Raw genomic sequence first — 19042 nt, 5'->3', positions numbered from 1 at the left:
CAATAGATTTTTCACAATGACATGCCAGGCTTACGACTCACCTTTAACATGGAGTACCCCCGGATGAGCCCGACATACGCGCTGAAAAAACCGCTTGCCGCCTTGCTCACCTCGCTGGCCTTATTGGCTCATGCACCTGCCCATGCTGCGTCTGTGTATGGCGAACAGCTGGAGGGGTTTCAATATCCCTATCCTCTGCAGCATTTTGACTTTCAGTCTCAGCAGCAACCGCTGAGCATGGGCTTTATGGATGTCAAACCGGTGCAACGTGCCAACGGCAAAACCGTGGTGCTGATGCACGGTAAAAACTTCTGTGGCGCGACCTGGGAAGAGACGATTCGCGCACTGAGTCAGCAGGGATATCGCGTTATCGCGCCCGACCAGATTGGCTTCTGCAGCTCGACCAAGCCCGCCAGCTATCAATACAGTTTTCAGCAACTGGCAGAGAACACCCATCAGCTGCTTGCACGGCTGGGAGTGGAGAAGGCGGTCATTGTCGGTCATTCAACCGGCGGGATGCTGGCAACGCGTTATGCGTTGATGTACCCGGCGCAGACGCAGAAGCTGGTACTGGTTAACCCGATAGGGCTGGAGGACTGGAAAGCCAAAGGTGCACCGTGGCGTTCGGTGGATCAGTGGTATCAGCGCGAACTCAAACTCAGCGCGGCGGGTATTAAGAAGTATGAACAGCAGACTTACTATGTCGGGCGCTGGAAACCCGAATATGATAAGTGGGTCGATATGCTGGCCGGACTCAACAGCGGGCCGGGCCATCAGAAGGTGGCGTGGAACTCCGCCTTAATCTACGACATGATCTTCACTCAACCGGTGTTTTATGAGTTCGGCGATCTCAGGGTGCCGACCACTCTGATAATCGGTACGTCAGATACCACGGCCATTGGCAGTGATATCGCACCGGCGGAGGTGAAAGCCCGGTTGGGTGATTATGCGGTGCTGGGAAAAGAGGCGGCTAAACGTATCCCGGGCGCGCGCTTAATTGAATTTCCTGGCATGGGGCACGCACCACAAATGGAAGATCCGGCTAAGTTTAATCAGACGCTGCTCGACGATCTGGCCCGTCCCTGACCCCTCAGGCGCTGCGGCGCCTGACCTTACACGGCAATGCGTTTCTGATTTTTAGTCAGATACATCTGTTTATCGCTGTCGTGCAGTAACTGTTCCAGCGATTGCGGATTGGCCGGGTCAAACTCTACCACGCCGGAAGAGAACTGCAGGCGGTAACGTCGGTTCAGGCTGACTGACTGCTGGTGCAGATAACGGTCGAACTGCATGAGCAGCGCTTCACTCTGCTGCTGCTGCAGGCCATCAAACAGCACCACAAACTCATCGCCGCCCAGGCGGGCAAACAGGTCGGAATGTTTGAACGCCACTTTCATCGCATTGGCAAAGTCCATCAGCGCGCGATCGCCTTCGCGATGGCCCAGTGTGTCATTAATCTGCTTAAACTTATCGAGATCGAGAAAAGTCAGACAGGCGGGACGGTTTTTCCTCTGGCACTCATTAAGCACCATCTGTCCCAGCGTCATAAAACCGCGGCGATTGGTAATCTGCGTCAGTTCATCACAGGTAGCCGTCTGAAAGGCGATCAATTCCGCTTCAGCCATGGCGGCGAGATCGCGCATGGTGGCCTGATCCTCTTCATTAAACTGACGCGGCTCACGACCAATAATACAGAACGTACCCATTTTGGCACCGCCCGGCGCACGCAGCGGACAGCCCGCATAAAAGCGAATGTGTGGTTCGCCAGTCACCAGCGGATTATCGTGAAAACGTTCATCCTGTAACGCATCTTCAACGATCATGATTTCATCCTGCAGGATAGCGTGGCCGCAAAACGAGATATTCCGTGGCGATCCGGTAGGCGCATAACCCTGTGCAGATTTAAACCACTGGTGATCTTCTTCCAGCAGGCTGACTAACGCGATAGGCACGTCATACAGGCGGCGCGCCAGGCGAGTTAAACGATCAAATCGTTCTTCCGCTGGCGTATTCATTATGTTCAGCGCACGCAACTGCGATAAACGTTGTGCCTCGTCGGCGGCGATTTCAGGTGCTTTCATCACAGAGCCCTTTGGTTTTTAGCTGAAGCCAGGTTCTGGTGTGTGCCTAACAGCGAAGAAGAGCGTGATACAGCGACCACGCTCTTTATGAGGAGGGGATCAGAGCACTTTTTGTTCGGCGAGATCAAGGGCGAAATAGCTGAAAATGAGGTCGGCTCCGGCGCGTTTAATCGCACCGAGGCTTTCCAGCACCACATTGCGCTCATCAATGGCACCGGCCTGTGCGGCAAATTTAATCATCGCGTATTCGCCACTCACCTGATAAGCCGCCAGCGGCAGTTCGGTGCGTTCGCGGATATCGCGCAGAATATCCAGATAAGCGCCTGCCGGTTTCACCATCAATGAATCCGCGCCCTGCGCCGCATCAAGCAACGATTCACGGATCGCTTCCCGACGGTTCATCGGGTTCATCTGGTAGGTTTTACGGTCGCCTTTCAGCGCCGTTCCGGCCGCTTCACGGAACGGGCCGTAAAACGATGAAGCGAATTTGGTGGAATAAGACATGATGGCGGTCTGGGTGAAGCCTGCCGCATCAAGTGCGCGGCGAATCGCCTCAACCTGACCATCCATCGCCGCTGACGGGGCGATGAAGTCTGCACCGGCTGCGGCGGCAACAACGGCCTGCTTGCCCAGGTTTGCCAGGGTTGCATCGTTATCGACGCCGTGATCACAGAGCACGCCACAGTGGCCGTGGCTGGTGTATTCACAGAAGCAGGTGTCAGACATCACAATCATTTCCGGTACGGTATCTTTGCAGATGCGCGACATGCGCGCCACCAGACCGTTTTCGTTCCAGGCATCGCTGCCGGTGGCGTCGGTGTGGTGAGAAATACCGAAGGTCATCACCGAGCGGATGCCCGCTTTGGCGATGCGCTCAATCTCATAGGCGAGGCGCTTTTCCGGAATACGCATCACGCCAGGCATCGCCTGAATCGCTTTGTAATCGTCGACTTCTTCTTCAACAAAGATAGGCAGAGCCAGATCGTTCAGGCTCAGGGATGACTCCTGGAACATTTCACGCATTGAGGCGCTGGCGCGCAATCTTCTTGGGCGCTGGATAAGGGAATAATCAGACATTTTCATTCTTACGCAGGTGAAAAAAGTAACAACAGTTTACTCCCTTTGACCGCGAGGGATGAAGGTTTGTGTGCGGTAACAGAGAGGGAAAAGCGCTCTCCCGCCGGGCGGCGGGAGAGCAGAACGATTACTCGTTGATATCCGGATGCTGCTGCACCAGGTTTTTACGTTTCGCTTCCAGGCGGGCGATCTCTGCATCGATATCTTCGATTTTGTTCTCGATGTTATCGTGATGTTCCTGCAGGATTTCGCGCGCTTCTTCCATATCGGACGCAGCTGGCGTTGCACCTTTCAGTGGCTTGTTTGCCGTCTCTTTCATGGAAAGACCGGTAATCAGACCAATGACAGCCACCACCATCAGGTAGTAGGCTGGCATGTAAAGATTGTTGGTGGTTTCAACCAGCCAGGCGGCCAGCGTTGGCGTCAGACCGGCAACCAGTACAGAGATGTTAAACGCACTGGCCAGTGCACTGTAACGGATATGGGTCGGGAACATTGCAGGCAGCGACGAGGCCATGACACCGGTAAACGAGTTAAGAATAACGGCCATCAGCAGCAGACCACCAAAAATCAGTCCCAGCACGCCACTGTTAATCATCATAAAGGCGGGAATGGCAAAGACCAGCAGAGCGATACTGCCGATGATAACAAAGGGACGACGGCCAAAGCGGTCACTCATCATGCCGATCACAGGCTGAACAAACAGCATACCGATCATGATAGCGATGATAATCATCACACCATGGTCTTCGCTGTAGTGCAGGTTATGCGACAGGTAACTCGGCATATACGTCAGTAACATGTAGTAGGTGACGTTGGTGGCGATAACCAGACCGATACAGGAGAGCAGGCTGCGCCAGTGTTTGGTTGCAATTTCCTTAAACGAGACTTTCGGACCATCCTGCAGGCCTTCGCGGTCACCCTGTTCCAGTTTGTCCACATGCTGCTGGAATGCCGGGGTCTCTTCCAGCGCATGACGCAGATAAAGGCCGATAATGCCCAGCGGCAGCGCCACGAAGAACGGCAGACGCCAGCCCCACTCAAGGAAACGTGCTTCTCCGATAACAGAAGAGATCAGCACGACCAGACCCGCACCGAGTACAAAGCCCGCAATTGAGCCAAAGTCGAGCCAGCTTCCCATAAAGCCGCGTTTGCGGTCAGGCGAATACTCCGCCACGAAGATTGAGGCGCCGGTATATTCACCGCCCACGGAGAAGCCCTGCGCCATCTTCGCAAGCAGCAGCAGAATCGGTGCCCAGATGCCGATAGACGCATAGGACGGTATCAGGCCGATACAGAAGGTACTGACCGACATGATGATAATGGTAATGGAGAGGATTTTCTGACGACCATATTTGTCGCCCAGCATACCGAAGAAGAGGCCACCCAGCGGACGGATCAGGAAGGGTACAGAGAAGGTTGCCAGTGCAGCAATCATCTGAATGCCGGGTGACACGTCCGGGAAGAAGACTTTACCCAGCGCATAGGCCACGAAGCCATACACACCGAAGTCAAACCATTCCATCGCGTTACCCAGAGAGGCCGCAGTGATGGCTTTACGTAAACGAGCATCATCAATGATGGTGACATCATTGATCCCAATTGGTTTTACACGCTTCCTACGCAATTTCATAGAATTACCCTGTAATGGAACACGAAAGTCCTCAACGGCGCGAGCCGTGGTAAATCGTTCAGACCGCTGCGTTGAGAAATTTAAGCATAGCCGTAATTAAGCGCTCATTACGCGCCAGCGAACACAATAATTACTGTTGTGATTATTGCAAACAGCGACAGAGTATACCGTTTTTGTGTGATATCTGTCATGTTTGAGCTAATGCTGACCTGTTCCGGCAATCTTTATGACTGTTTAGCACCGCAAAAAAATTATCACGCTGCGTGACGACAGCCGTTTTTTTCAGCAGATTGTCTGCGCAAGTGATGTTTATTTGCGCTTAACGGGAGGGATCCCTGTCCGACGGTTCAGTGCGAAGGGTCGGGGGCTGGACATTATTCGTCGGTGAACGGGCTGGCGCAAGAGCCGCGGGTGGCAATCCCGGTTTCGGTGTCGTCCGGTTTTCGATGTGCTGCGGAGGTTCAAACGTGACACGGGTCAGCCAGCACACGCTGATCCCCCTGACGCGCCAGCCACTCTGCCAGCGATGTGTTATCCATCGGGCGGGCGTAATAAAAACCCTGAATAAACACGACGCCGCGCTGTTGGAGATAGCAAAATTGCAGCTCCGTTTCCACACCTTCACCCAGCACCTCCAGCGCCAGACTGTGACTGAGATTGATGATCGCATCCAGCACTGGCGTTTCGCCTTCCAGCGATTCGATAGCGTTAATGAATCCACGATCGATTTTCAGATAATCCAGCGTGAAGGTCTGTAAGTAACTCAGTGAGCAGTGGCCGGTACCAAAATCATCAATCGCAACCTTCATACCCGCATGGCGTAACTGCTCCAGCTTACGCGCCACCGCTTCACCCTCTTTAATCAGACTGCGCTCAGTCAGCTCAAGCGTAATGACAAACTGCTTATCTTTTATTTTGTCGGCGAATTGCAGCATATCGCGAACAAAATCAGGATGCTGCAGATGCTCCGCCGCCACGTTAATCGCAAGGTGAAAATGGGGATCCACCTGCCAGCTCTGCACATCCTCTGCAATCAAATCGAGCAGGTGGCGGGTCAGCGGCACAATCATCCCTTCCGCTTCTGCTGCACCAATAAAAATATCAGGCCGAACGCCGTTACCGTCGGACGTTGTCCAGCGCAGCAGCACCTCTGCACCGCTACAGCGTTGCAGCCGGTTATCATAGACTGGCTGATAGTGCGCCCTGAACTGGCCGCAGATGATGGCCCGGCGAATCTCATCGCGCCATGAAATACGCCGTCGCAGCCAGTTCGCCGTCAGCATCATCAGCAGAACAGAAAAGATCGCCGCCATCGGCATGATAATAAAAATCACCTGGCGCCAGGCAGAGATCAGCTCAGTGGGCGAGGCAATCAGACTGACAGAGAGCGGGTAGCGGTTTGAACGGGCCTCATAAATCAGAGGCTCAAACCAGCCGGATGCAGCAATTTGTGGGTCACCAAACGAGATGGGGGCGCCGTCGCTGAATGCCATGCTGAAATGATAGCGGTGAGTGCTGCTGATAGCGCGCATCAGATCAAGCAGATACTGGCCATCAACCACTGCCCAGAATCCCACGCCATCAGGCAGGTCACGCATAAAAATCACGGCCGGGCGATCCGGCACACCGGAGGTGCCGGCAATTGACAGGCTCCACCAGGCTTTTCCGGTAACCGGCGCATCGCGCATGATCATATCTTTCAGTAAACCCGGCATGGTTCCATATGCTGACGAACAGCCAATTCTGTTTTCTTCAATTTTACCGATTGCGCGGAAATAGGGATTCAGTGAGCCGATGCGCTGTAACTGATTCTGAATCTGACTGCAGGGCTGATACTGAAACTGGCGCAGCGTATTAATCATATCCCAGGCGCTGTCACTCATTCTTTCAGCCTGAGAGAGCAGGGTATTGGCTGCATTCACCTGATGCTGCTGGACGGTGTGACGCGCATCCAGAGCAGTAAAAAAAAGGCCAATAAGCAGAGGCAGCACACCGGAGAAAATAATCACCAGCCTGGCATAGTCGCGTTTTCGTTTCAGTAGCGGCACCGCTGAATCCTCTGAGTATTATTCGTTTTATGCAGGGGCTGAACAGTTGCGCAGCATAGCATTTCTCCGGGCCGGGCAGATTAGCGTTTTTGCGAGCAACAGAACTGACTCAGGTCAATTATCGACCCGACACAGCCTTAATTGAGGGGGTTGTTTTGCTTTCATTTGAATTCGGCAGAAATCAGGCAGGGATAAGTAACGCGGAGGAAAACATCTCATTGCGGCCGGCAGAGACCCTGGCCCGTCAGAATCGGGCACAGGGTAGCCGTTGACTTAATGAGCAAAATAGATCTGTTTCAAGGCGACTTCAACGCCGCGCAGTTCAGCAAGACCTTTAAGACGTCCAATGGCTGAGTAACCCGGATTCGTGCGTTTATGCAGGTCGTCCAGCATCTGATGACCGTGATCGGGACGCATAGGTATTGCCCGCAGGTTGCCTGCACGGCGACGGCGCTGCTCTTCCGCCAGAATGACTTTGATCACGCCGACCATATCGACATCGCCCGCCAGATGCGCCGCTTCATGGAAGCTGGCGGGATTAGCTTCGCGCTTCGTGGCGCGCAGATGGACAAAGTTGATGCGGTCGGCATAGGTTTCCGCCATCTCAACCAGCGCATTATCGGCACGCACACCATAAGAGCCGGTACAGAAGCAGAATCCGTTGTGCAGACTGTCCACGGTTTCTTTCAGCCACTGCATATCTTCCTGCGTGGAGATAATGCGTGGCAGACCCAGAATAGGACGCGGTGGATCGTCCGGATGCACCGCCAGTTTAACGCCCGTCTCTTCCGCAACCGGCACGATGGCGCGCAGAAACGTTGCCATATGCTCGCGCAGTTTCGCTTTATCAATACCGTCATACTGTGCCAGTTGCGCCTGAAACTGCGCCAGGGTGTAACCCTCTTCAGCACCTGGCAGACCGGCGATAATATTGCGCACCAGGGTGTTTTTCTCTTCTGCGCTCATGGCGGAAAAGCGCTGCGCTGCGGCCTGCTGCTCGGCAGCGCTGTAATCCTTCTCCGCGCCCGGGCGCTGTAGCAGATAAAGCTCAAAGGCGGCAAACGCATCAGCGTCGAAGCGCAGCGCTTTTGCGCCATCTGGCAGCGTCCAGGCGAGGTCGGTGCGCGTCCAGTCCAGCACCGGCATGAAGTTGTAGCAGACGGTATCAATGCCGCAGGCAGCCAGATTGCGTATCGACTGCTGGTAATTGGCAATGTAGCGAAGGTAGTCACCCCGCTGAGTTTTGATCGCCTCATGGACCGGGATACTTTCGACCACCGACCAGACCAGACCTTTTTCAGCCAGCAGGGCCTGGCGTGCTTTAATCTCTTCAACCGGCCACACCTCGCCGTTAGGGATATGGTGCAGCGCCGTTACAATGCCGGTCGCACCCGCCTGACGCGCATCATCCAGGGATACCGGGTCGCTTGGGCCGTACCATCGCCATGTATGTTCCATTATTACTCCTTAGTGTGATGTGGCCCAGTGGTCAGGCCGCTGGGCCAAGAGTATGATAGTGGACAAAACAGGGCCGTGATCCGGATCGCAGCATCACAAACTGCATCAGCGATGTGATCGGTTTTAAGCGGACGAAGAGGAGAGGGTGATGACGCTACCCGTTATTAAAACTGAGCGCCTGTATCGTCAGATCGCCAACGTCATTATGGCCGGCATTACGCGCGGTGACTTTGCGGCAGGAGGCTTACTGCCGCCAGAGCGCGAGCTGGCAAAACAGCTGGGTGTCAGCCGCTCGTCAGTGCGTGAAGCATTGATTGCGCTGGAAATGACCGGCTGGGTCGATATCCGCACGGGCAACGGCGTCTACGTCGCGCAGCCACTGCCGCAGGCCGCCGTTCCGCAGGAGAGTTGCAGTCTGCAGGACCTGCTGCAGGCGCGGGAAGCCTTTGAAGGGATGCTGGCGGGATTTGCCGCACGTAACGGCACCGCCGTTCAGCGCGCGGCACTGCTGGCGCTGACCGCTGAACTGCAGCAGTACAATGCAAACGATGCGGCTTTCCTGGAGCAGGACAAACGCTTTCACCTGCTCATCAGCGAGATGAGCGGCAATGATGTGTTACGCGACCTGCTGGAGCAGTTATGGAACCGGCGGCACAGTCCGCATGTGCAGCGACTGGAGCGCCATTATGCTGATAATAACTTCGCACGCGAGATGAATGCTGACCATCAGCAGATCGCCGAGGCCGTCGTGGCGGGCGATGAAGCGGCTGCCCGTCAGGCGATGGAGAACCATCTGCAGCACGTGCAGCAGCAGCTACTTGGTTAATCCCCGCGCCCGCTTAGGTCGTCCGGTGCCCAGCATAATCGCCAGACGACTGCCGCCTGGCGTAGTTTCCATCAGGATTTTGGTAATGCTGGTCAGCGGCACCGAGAGCAGCATGCCGACCGGCCCGAGCAGCCAGCCCCAGAACACCAGCGACAGGAACACCACCAGCGTTGATAAGCCCAGACCGCGACCCATCAGTCGCGGTTCCAGCATATTGCCGAACACCATGTGAATCGCGGTAAACAGCGCCGCCACCATCGCGGCATCAAACAGACTGTTCAGTAACAGCGCCTGAAGTAAGGGCGGGATACCGGCGATAATCGGACCAATATTGGGAATGAAATTGAGGATAAATGCCACGACACCCCAGAGCAGCGCGAACTTCACATCCAGCAGATAAAGACTCAGCCAGACCGCGATGCCGGTAATCAGACTCACCAGCGTTTTCAGCGCCAGATAGTGCGTGACCCCTTTCAACGCTTTATGCAGCCCGGCGATGCGGATTTTAGGATTCACCAGCGCGTTACGCATTTTATAGGGCAGGTGATGAACCTCAAACAGCATAAAGACCACGGTCAGCACCAGCAGCACAGTATTGGTCATCGCACCGGAAAAGCCGCTCAGCGCCACGCTTGCCAGGTTCATCATAGTGTTAGGATCGAAACGCTGTACCAGCGCATCTGTTGAGATATTGATATGAAAGCCTGCCGCCAGATGTTGCAGCACCGTCATCTTCTGCTCCATCGTGGCACGTAGTTGCGGGTAGAGGTCGGAAAACTCGCTCATTGAGCTGGCGATGATGGCGCCCAGCAGCACAAGTGCGCAGAAGATCACCGTGATAACCAGGCCAATGGCCAGTCCACGGCGAAAGCCCCGGCGCATCAGCATCGTCACCAGTGGGTTGAGTACAATTGCAAAGAACGCCGCCAGCAAAAGCGGAACCAGAATATCGGACGCTGCCCGAACCCCGGCGAGGATGATGACCAGCATCGCCAGTTTTATCAGAATATTTTGTCCGATCTTTTCCCGTTGCAGCTCGCTCATTCTCTCTCTCATAACGTAAATTGGCTGTTGAAAGTGTAGCTGAAAGAAAATTAACAATCTGATTTATCAGAGAAACGGTAAAGCGCGGCGGCAAAGTGGCGAGAGTATTAGCGCCACAGCACTCAGCTATAGCAACAGAACAGCCACTCTCCCTTGTGGCTGTTTTCATCCGGTTATCTGCAGCACGTTCGGGCAGTCGTGTTTGCCAGATAACCGTGCCATTGTGATGCGCAGGAGGCGAAAGCGGGTATAGTTAAGGGATAAACCTTATCATTCAGCCAAATACGATCGTGAGGACGCATGCCTGAACAGCCTGCAGCGGAACCGACTACCCCACATGGCAACCTGAATATCTCTCTGCTGATCCTCTCTATTGTGGCCTACAACTTTGCCAGCTATCTCACCATTGGTCTGCCGCTGGCGGTATTGCCAGGCTGGGTGCATGACCAGCTGGGCTTCAGCGCGTTCTGGGCCGGCCTGGTGATCAGCCTGCAATATGTTGCGACGCTGCTGAGCCGGCCACATGCTGGGCGCTATGCCGATCTCTGGGGACCCAAAAAAGTGGTGGTCACGGGCCTGGTAGGCTGTCTGATCAGCGGATTGTGTATTCTGCTGGCGGCCCTGATCGCATCACCGATGTGGAGCCTGATCCTGCTCTGCGTGGGCCGGTTGATTCTGGGCGTGGGCCAGAGTTTTACCGGCACCGGCACCTCGTTGTGGGGAGTGGCAAGGGTGGGTTCACTGCACATTGGTCGGGTAATATCCTGGAACGGGATCGTCACCTATGGCGCGATGGCCATTGGCGCACCGCTCGGCGTAGTGATTTTTCAGGCAGGCGGTTTGCTGTGGCTGTCACTGGTCATTGTTGCCATCTGTGTCGTGGGCATCGTCTGTGCCGTGCCGCGTCCGGCCGTAAAAGCCAGCCGCGCCAGACCGCTGCCGTTTCGGGCTGTGCTGGGAAAAATCGCCGGTTTTGGTGCGATTCTGGCGATGGGATCGGCGGGTTTTGGCGTTATCGCCACCTTTATCACGCTGTTCTATCAGGATAAAGGCTGGCAGGGAGCCGCTTTTGCGCTTTCCCTGTTCAGCATGGCTTTTGTTGGCGCACGCCTGCTGTTTCCCAATGCGATTAACCGCCACGGCGGTCTGCGGGTCGCCAGCGTTTGTCTGGCGGTTGAAGCGGCCGGACTGTTTCTGGTCGCCGCTGCGGGTAATCCCTGGATGGCAAACGCGGGTGCTTTTCTGACCGGGGCCGGGTTTTCTCTGGTGTTCCCGGCGCTGGGCGTGGTGGCGGTAAAAGTGGTGCCGCAGCAGAATCAGGGCAGCGCCCTGGCAACCTATACCGCCTTTATGGATCTGTCGCTGGGGATAACCGGGCCACTGGCCGGATTCATCATGAATTATGCGGATGTCTCACGCGTCTATCTGCTCACGGCGCTGCTGGTCTGTGTCGCGTTTTTCTGCACGCTGCGGCTGTTGAAGCGTCAGGCATCGCAGTCAGCAGCAGACGGTTCTTCAGAATAAAAAAAATGGCCCAGCAGCGGGCCATAACGTCTTTTCAGACACAGATAAACGGATAAATGCGGGATGCAGCAGGATTCAGGCCTGCAGCAGTTCAATACTGTGGCGGATCTGGCGTTCAATCTCCGCCGGGGTCCAGCTGTTGAGCTGACCGGAGAACGGCTCAAAGGCGTAGACGCCCTTATAGCCAAGCATCTCCAGCCGTTTAACCTGCACCACGCTCTTCAGCACATCATTGTCATTCAGCATGATGCGTTCTTCGTCGGTCAGTTCGGCGGTCGGACGTTGATCTTCCACGCCTGAAAGGTGCACCAGTCCAATCTGGTCAATATCGATACCCACCGGGAATTCCTGTTCAGCCTTCTCATAGAGATGATGATGAAACGTATCCAGCAACAGTTTAAAAGGCACGCCTGCCGCAGCAATTAACGCCTGCGCCTGCACGATCGAACGCAGTGAGCTGACCGGGAAACCCAGTGGCTCCACCAGCCCCAGAATGCCATAGTGGGCAAAGCGCGGCGCCAGTGCCTGCATCGCCGCCTGTGTCTGCTGAGGCGACACGGTAATCCCCTCATTCAGCGGACACATCACCAGCGCTTTTGCACCAATCTGTTGTGCTGTCTGTAACAGCGCCTCGGCCCGGCTCAGCAGCGCGTCATCAATATGGTTAAACGGATAGAGCGCATTAATGCTGATGATATCAATGTGGTATCTGTCGGCCAGGGCGCGCAGTTGATCGGTGCTGAGATCGTCAGTGACGCTGCCGCCGGGCATATCATTACGCAGTTCAACCTTGCTCAGGCCCAGACGCTGAACCAGCTGAAAGAAGGCTTCCAGCGAGAGCCGGGGCGCAATTTTGCGGTTGATACAGAAACGGGTTGGGTCGATGGCCATGCGCTAACTCCGGAACAGGAGAATGTTTCGACTAAAGAAAACATTTATTTCATAATTAGTGAATTATGAAATGTATTTTATTAGATCAGCCTCGCATTAATTTCATATTTCGTTTCACGCTGATGCGTCAACGCAGGATCGACTTCGCAGAAACAGACGTAATCCACGCCGCGGTAATTCCCCTGTTACGCTAAGGCTGACCGGTAATATTGCTCTGCTGCTCTCATCACGCGGTCAGACAGGGGTGGACAATAAAAATGCGATCTGTGCCGCTAAAATCAAATTTTCCAAAAATAACTATTTGAAAAATTTATTCCACTGTAATAGCTTCATAGCACGCTTTCAGGTTTGCCTGGTCAGGCAGTGTGGCAGGCCAAAGGGCCCGTCTGCAGGGAACTTAACCATCTTAAGAGGCAACATCATGACAACCATAGGTAACTTTATTGGCGGTAAAATCACGTTCAGCGCCAGCAACGAAACCATTCCTGTTTACGATCCGGCAACCGGCAAAGTGGTTCGTGAACTGACGCAAAGTACCGCTGATGAAGTGGCTCAGGCGATTGGTGCCGCGCATGACGCATTTTCAGCCTGGTCTAAAACTTCGCCGCTGCGTCGCGCCCGCGTTCTGTTTAACTTTAAAGCCCTGATGGAGCAGCATCGTGATGAGCTGGCGGCGCTGATTGTCTCTGAGCATGGCAAAGTCTGGTCCGATGCACTGGGTGAACTGACGCGTGGCATTGAAGTGATTGAGTTTGCCTGCGGGATCCCTCATTTGCTCAAAGGCGAATATTCCCCGAACGTCGGCGGCGGCGTTGACAGCTTCTCGCTGATGCAGCCGGTTGGCGTCGTGGCGGGCATTACGCCGTTCAACTTCCCGGCGATGGTGCCATTGTGGATGTTCCCGATCGCACTGGCCTGCGGTAACACCTTTGTCCTGAAGCCACCGGCGCTGGATCCGTCTGCGGCCGTGCGTATGGCCGAGCTCCTGACCGAAGCGGGCCTGCCGGATGGCGTATTCAACGTGGTGCACAGCTCTAATGAAGATGCTGAGCAGCTCTATAAGGATCCGCGCATTGCCGCGGTGAGCTTCGTCGGCTCTTCAGGCGTAGCTGAGCATATCTATAAGACCGCCAGCGCCCACGGCAAGCGAGTGCAGGCATTTGGCGCGGCGAAAAACCACGCTATCGTTATGCCGGATGCCGATCTGGATGCCACCGTTAACGCCATCATGGGCGGTGCGTTTGGTTCTGCCGGTGAACGCTGTATGGCTCTGCCTGTTGTTGTCGCCGTGGGTGATGACACCGCAGACAAGTTGATTGCCCGCCTGACACCGCTGGTGAAAGCACTGCGTATCGGCCCGGGAATGAGTCAGGGTGCCGAAGAAAATGAGATGGGTCCGGTTGTCTCCGCTGCGCACCAGAAGAAGGTGCTGGGTTACATCGATAAAGGCGAGCAGGAAGGTGCGAAGCTGGTGGTGGATGGCCGTAACGTGCAGGTTGCGGGTCACGCAGAAGGTTACTACGTTGGCGGCACGCTGTTTGATAACGTCACCTCTGAGATGGTGATCTGGCGTGAAGAGATTTTTGGGCCGGTGCTGAGCATCATGCGCGCACCGGATTACGACAGCGCACTGCAACTGGTTAACAGCCATGAGTTTGGCAACGGCAGTGCGATTTTCACCAGCAACGGTCACACCGCGCGTGAGTTTGTGCAGAACGTTGAAGCGGGCATGGTGGGTGTCAACGTGCCGGTTCCGGTGCCGATGGCATTCCACAGCTTTGGCGGCTGGAAACGTTCCGTGTTTGGCGCGCTGAATGTCCACGGGCCGGACGGCGTGCGCTTCTATACGCGCATGAAAACCGCCACCGTGCGCTGGCCATCCGGTCAGCAGACCGTGTCTGAATTCAGTATGCCAACCTTAGGCTAATTTATTTCAACGTCGATCACGGATCACGGTGTGCGACCGGCAGGATAGTCTGCCGGTCGCTTTGTTCGCTGGCATTGCGTCCGCGTGACTCTCGCCGTGTTAATCGTGACAGAGAGGAGGATCGGGATGTCTTTACTGTCGAAAGCACAGGCCCCTGACGCACAGGGCCGTATTCAGCATGTCACACCTGAGCGTGCTGGCTGGCGTTATGTCGGGTTTGATGCTTATCTGCTGAAGAAAGGGGAAACCCTGCGCCTCAACAGTGGTGATAAAGAGCTGTGTCTGGTGCTGGTGGCCGGGCTGGCCTCGGTGAAAACCCGCCATGCTGAGTTTCCCGGTATCGGTAAGCGCATGTCGCCTTTCGAACGCGTGCCGCCTTATTCCGTTTATGTGCCGCATGATGATGAAGTGGAAGTGTATGCAGACAGCGATCTTGAACTGGCGGTCTGTAACGCGCCCGGTCAGGGAAATCTGCCTGCACGACTGATTGCACCAGCGGATGTAGGTGTTGAGCATCGCGGAAAAGGGCGCAATCAGCGCCTGGTGCATAATATCCTGCCTGACACTGAACCGGCTGACAGCCTGCTGGTGGTTGAGGTTTATACCAACGAGGGCGATACCAGCTCTTATCCCAGCCACAAGCACGACCAGGAGGAGAGTGAAAACGAAACCTACCTGGAAGAGACCTACTATCACCGTTTCGATCCGGAGCCTGGCTTTGCCATGCAACGCGTCTACACCGACGACCGCTCACTGGATGTCTGCATGGCACCCTATAATCGCGACGTGGTGATGGTGCCGCGCGGCTATCATCCGGTGGCGACGCTGGCAGGTTACAACAACTACTATCTGAACGTGATGGCGGGGCCGGTGCGGTTGTGGAAATTCAGCTGGGAGAAAGATCACGCCTGGGTGAACAGCGACAGCTATCCGCGCAACGCGTAAATCACGGCGGTTTTATCAGGCGTGCATAGTGCGTGGATAGCCACAAAAAGGGCAGCCAATTGGGCTGCCCTTTTTACTGTGTGGAACGCAGGTTACTGAGCGGAACTCTCGGCGTTGTTCAAAGCCAGTGACACCGCCAGCGTCTGCGCCAGGCAGAGCGAGGCGACCTGCGAACGGAAGCCGTCGACCTGCGCCTCACGCACCACAAAGCAGACATCACTAAAGGCGGCCAGCGGGCTGACCTGGCTGTCGGTAATAGCAATCTGATGCGCGCCACGTTTAGCACCCATTTCAACCACTTCGACCGCCTCACGCGCATAAGGCGAGTAGCTGATCGCAATCACCACATCTTTCGGGTTTACCAGGCTGAGCTGCTCGGTAAACATCCCGCCCAGGCCATCAATCAGAAACGCGCGACGCTCCAGGTGACGCAGCGCGTAAACCAGATAGGAGGCGACGCTAAAGGAGCGACGCAGGCCGATGACATAGATGTTCTCAGCCTCATTCAGCAGTTTCACTGCCTTGTTCAGCTGCTCAGGATTAACCTGCATCGCCAGTTGCTGCAACGCCTGGCTGTTCACCATCGTAAAGACGTTGAGGATCTCCGCTGGGCTTTCAGGGGCACTGGCGCTGTCGTCCGTTGAGGTCTGACGAAACAGGCGAGCGCGCTCGGTATAGTTGACCGTCTCCTCCATCAGGTGCTGACGAAAAACCTGTTTCATTTCGTTGAAACCGCTGAAGCCAAACGCATTCGCAAAACGGATCAGCGTCGACGGCGGCACATCGGCCTGCTGGGCAATCGAGGCGACGGTATCGAAAGCAATACTGTTACTGTTATCAAGGATGTAGCGCGCAACCTGTTTAAGACGCTTGCTCAGCGTTTCGTAGCGGCGACGAATATCGTCCTGCAAGAGAGAAAGTTGGGTGGGATTATTGTTCATCACTTCTGCCCGTATAATTAGAATAATGGCTGCATAATGAGCGCTATATTACCAGATGGATGGAAAATTTCATTTCTTTGCGTTAACGGCGCAGTTTATTTCATGGCTTTATGAAATGGTTCACAGATTAGCTTTAGCGCCCGAGGCGTGACTCTTCGCGGGCAATGTCAGGGTGAAAACCGGGATGAAATGACAGCAGGCTGGGAGGGTAACCAGTAAAAAACGCCATCCCGGTTGGGATAGCGTGATGAAAGAGTCTGTCTCTGCCTGCTATGAGTTCGCGCAGGCTCAGGTAACATGGTCAGATCGGAAAGTCGCTTAAGCCATCCATGGCCGCTCGGCCCGCCCCGTCCCTGGCGCGGGACGCTTTCCTCCTCTGACCATGTTACCTGCGCGTTGAGCTTATTTGTTGCTGCAACCTTCACCCTGCCTTGAGTAAGTCAGCCGTCTGAGGCCATCGCGGTTGAGACAGTCTATAGCAGAGCATGAAATCAGGCGCGGGCAGCACGCCAGTACTCAATCAGCCGCAGATAATTGCCTTTAACGGTCTCAATCAGCGCCTGATCGTCCAGTTCACCCTGCAGCCACTGGCGCGAAGGCTGACCAAAGATGGTGCGACCCACCGCAAAGCCTTTCACCCAGGGCGCGTTGGCCGCCGCGGCAAAGCCCGCTTTAAGCTTCTCTTCAGGCGCATCCAGACCGAGCAACAGAATGCCGCGACAGTGGGGATCCTGCTGCTCAATCAGCGTGCTGATCGCCTGCCAGCTTTCCGCGGACAGCGGTGGCAGTTTCCACCAGTCAGGCTGGATGCCCAGACTGTAGAAATGCGTCAGCATATCAAGGTAATAGGCTTCATTTTTATCCGGGTTGCTCTCCGGGAGAATCACTTCCAGCAGCAGCTCATGCCCGCTTTTATTACAGCCATTCCAGACATCGAGCACCACGTCATCCTGCTCTTTGCGCAGTTCAGCACTGTCGTGAGGATGATAAAACACCAGACATTTCACGACGTGCTCGGCGGGCCAGTCGATCAGCTGCGAGCCAATGTTGCCATGCTCCAGGCGCAGCGGACGTGAGCTCGGCAGCTCAATCGGACGGCCAATCCACCAGTTCTTCCCGGTGATGGCATTCAGCGCTTTCTGACCATAGGTGGTATCCGCCAGAATACCGCTCTTATTCTCTAATCCCGCCTCTCTGGCGGCCTTCTGAGCGGCTTCCAGCAGCAGCAGTTTCAGCTGTGGAATACGGCTTTCATCCACGCCCGCTTCCTCCGCCATGTCCGCCAGTTGTTTGCGATGATCAAAAGCGAAAACGTTCAGCTCCGGCCACGCCTGCTTGCGGGTGGTCACGCGGTGCAGGTGGTTGAGACGACTGTCGAGATCGGGACGTTTCACCTCTTTGTCGCGGCTCAGGAAATCATCCAGTTCCGCTTTGGTTGGCATGGCCGGGGCACAGCCGTGGCGTGAAACCACCAGCGCCCCACAGGCGTTGGCGTAACGGCACGCCTGCTCCCAGCCTTCATCATTCAGCCAGCCGCGCAGCAGGCCAGACATAAAGGCATCACCCGCGCCCAGCACGTTGAGCACGTCAACGCGCACGCCGGTGTGCAGCTGAGTCTCTTCCCAGCTATCCGGTATATCCCCTTCAAACACCACGCAACCCAGCGGACCGCGTTTGCAGACCAGCGTTGCCTGGCTCGCCTTGCGAACGTTCTTCAGAGCAGTCAGGGTGTCGGTGCTGCCACCGGCGATGTGAAACTCCTCTTCGGTGCCGACGATCAAATCGAAATAGTGCACCACTTCCTGCAACTGCTGCGTAACCTGGGAAGACTCAATGAAACGCGTTTCACCGTCACCCAGCGAGGTCAGCCCCCACAATACCGGGCGGTAATCAATATCCAGCGCCGTGCGCAGACCGTTGCGGCGGGCGATATCCAGCGCTTTCAGCACAGCTTCACGGGTTTGTGGATGCGATAAGTGAGTGCCGGTTACCGCTACCGCGCGGGAAGAGGTAATAAAGGTTTCATCAATATCTTCCGGCACCAGCCCCATGTCAGCGCAGTTATCACGGTAGAAAATCAGCGGAAAAGTCTCTTCGTCTTTGATGCCCAGGATCACCAGTGCCGTCAGACGCCGCGGATCGGTGATCAGTGCATCGGTATTACAGCCGACGCGCTGCAACGCTTCACGCAGAAAGCGACCATTATGCTCATCTCCCACCCGCGCCAGCATCGCTGATTTCAGCCCCTGAATCGCGGTGCCATAGGCGACGTTGCCTGAGGAACCGCCCAGATATTTCGCAAAGGAGGTGACATCTTCCAGCCGCGCTCCAATTTGCTGACCATAAAAATCAACGGCAATTCGCCCGATACAAATCACATCAAGCGGCTTCTGTTGTGTACTCATACCTGTGGTTTCCTCTTGTGATTAGCAGGGCTGGCGGGCGAAAAGGTCGACGCTATATTCGCTCTGCATCCGGGTCTGTGGGTGTCTGACTGACAATGGGAGAATTATGAGGAATAAAAATTCCATATTCAACACGAAATGAAATATCCATCGCAATTTTGTGAACCAGGTAAAACTCCTGATTCTCTTCCGTCTGCGCAGTCTTCGTCGGCACGATGTCCGGTATGTCAGGGTTGTGAAGG

General features: G+C 55.3%; 14 protein-coding genes. 5 read left to right on the top strand and 9 right to left on the bottom strand.

Features of this window, described 5'->3' with window-relative positions:
• The first annotated feature begins 63 nt into the window (after positions 1-63).
• Positions 64-1086 (top strand): alpha/beta fold hydrolase, encoded by a 1023-nt coding sequence (locus Q7C21_RS10615; RefSeq protein WP_003852152.1) that lies wholly within the window; start codon positions 64-66, stop codon positions 1084-1086.
• A 26-nt stretch (positions 1087-1112) separates the two neighbouring features.
• Here the strand turns inward: Q7C21_RS10615 and Q7C21_RS10610 are convergent, their stop codons facing one another.
• From Q7C21_RS10610 to uxuA, 5 genes are all read right to left on the bottom strand, one after another.
• Positions 1113-2081: a diguanylate cyclase gene (locus Q7C21_RS10610; RefSeq protein WP_003852154.1), complete on the bottom strand. Its 969-nt coding sequence runs from the start codon at positions 2079-2081 to the stop codon at positions 1113-1115.
• Between the two features lie 99 nt (positions 2082-2180).
• Positions 2181-3158, bottom strand: coding sequence for a porphobilinogen synthase (gene hemB / locus Q7C21_RS10605; RefSeq protein WP_033734324.1), 978 nt, complete (start codon positions 3156-3158; stop codon positions 2181-2183).
• Positions 3159-3285: 127 nt separating this feature from the next.
• Positions 3286-4791, bottom strand: coding sequence for a glycine betaine/L-proline transporter ProP (gene proP / locus Q7C21_RS10600; RefSeq protein ID WP_375150712.1), 1506 nt, complete (start codon positions 4789-4791; stop codon positions 3286-3288).
• A gap of 461 nt (positions 4792-5252) precedes the next feature.
• Positions 5253-6839 carry an EAL domain-containing protein gene (locus Q7C21_RS10595; protein WP_375150711.1) on the bottom strand — a complete coding sequence of 529 codons (1587 nt, stop codon included), beginning with the start codon at positions 6837-6839 and terminating at the stop codon, positions 5253-5255.
• Positions 6840-7112: 273 nt separating this feature from the next.
• Positions 7113-8297 (bottom strand): mannonate dehydratase, encoded by a 1185-nt coding sequence (uxuA, locus tag Q7C21_RS10590; RefSeq protein ID WP_003852162.1) that lies wholly within the window; start codon positions 8295-8297, stop codon positions 7113-7115.
• Positions 8298-8445: 148 nt separating this feature from the next.
• On the opposite strand from uxuA, the gene Q7C21_RS10585 reads away from it, so the two are divergent.
• Positions 8446-9123, top strand: a complete 678-nt coding sequence (locus Q7C21_RS10585; protein ID WP_039660851.1) for a FadR/GntR family transcriptional regulator — start codon at positions 8446-8448, stop codon at positions 9121-9123.
• On the opposite strand, the gene Q7C21_RS10580 is transcribed toward Q7C21_RS10585, so the two are convergent.
• On the bottom strand, positions 9112-10167 hold the full coding sequence (locus tag Q7C21_RS10580; RefSeq protein ID WP_003852166.1) for an AI-2E family transporter: 1056 nt from the start codon (positions 10165-10167) through the stop codon (positions 9112-9114). The two genes, Q7C21_RS10585 and Q7C21_RS10580, sit on opposite strands and share 12 nt — an antisense overlap.
• Positions 10168-10467: 300 nt before the next feature.
• On the opposite strand from Q7C21_RS10580, the gene Q7C21_RS10575 reads away from it, so the two are divergent.
• Entirely contained in the window at positions 10468-11691 is a 1224-nt protein-coding gene (locus Q7C21_RS10575; protein WP_110410945.1) for an MFS transporter, read from the top strand.
• A gap of 75 nt (positions 11692-11766) precedes the next feature.
• Here the strand turns inward: Q7C21_RS10575 and Q7C21_RS10570 are convergent, their stop codons facing one another.
• Positions 11767-12582, bottom strand: coding sequence for a TIM barrel protein (locus Q7C21_RS10570; protein ID WP_003852169.1), 816 nt, complete (start codon positions 12580-12582; stop codon positions 11767-11769).
• Between the two features lie 421 nt (positions 12583-13003).
• Here Q7C21_RS10570 and Q7C21_RS10565 point away from each other — a divergent pair, with 421 nt between their 5' ends.
• Both Q7C21_RS10565 and iolB read left to right on the top strand, forming a co-directional pair.
• The gene (locus Q7C21_RS10565; protein ID WP_375150710.1) at positions 13004-14509 is read left to right on the top strand and encodes a CoA-acylating methylmalonate-semialdehyde dehydrogenase; all 1506 of its coding nucleotides are present in this window, start codon (positions 13004-13006) and stop codon (positions 14507-14509) included.
• A gap of 126 nt (positions 14510-14635) precedes the next feature.
• Complete coding sequence (iolB, locus tag Q7C21_RS10560; protein WP_039660847.1) at positions 14636-15454, top strand: 5-deoxy-glucuronate isomerase; 819 nt, start codon at positions 14636-14638, stop codon at positions 15452-15454.
• A 92-nt stretch (positions 15455-15546) separates the two neighbouring features.
• Here iolB and Q7C21_RS10555 read toward each other — a convergent pair whose 3' ends face one another.
• Both Q7C21_RS10555 and iolC read right to left on the bottom strand, forming a co-directional pair.
• Complete coding sequence (locus Q7C21_RS10555; RefSeq protein WP_003852174.1) at positions 15547-16395, bottom strand: MurR/RpiR family transcriptional regulator; 849 nt, start codon at positions 16393-16395, stop codon at positions 15547-15549.
• A gap of 491 nt (positions 16396-16886) precedes the next feature.
• On the bottom strand, positions 16887-18800 hold the full coding sequence (gene iolC / locus Q7C21_RS10550; protein ID WP_105099958.1) for a 5-dehydro-2-deoxygluconokinase: 1914 nt from the start codon (positions 18798-18800) through the stop codon (positions 16887-16889).
• Positions 18801-19042: the final 242 nt, after the last annotated feature.

Source organism: Pantoea sp. ANP04 (assembly GCF_041982285.1).
Lineage (GTDB): Bacteria > Pseudomonadota > Gammaproteobacteria > Enterobacterales > Enterobacteriaceae > Pantoea > Pantoea eucalypti.
Note: the sequence above shows the minus strand (reverse complement) of the source record. Positions and strands in the feature narration are given on the sequence as shown.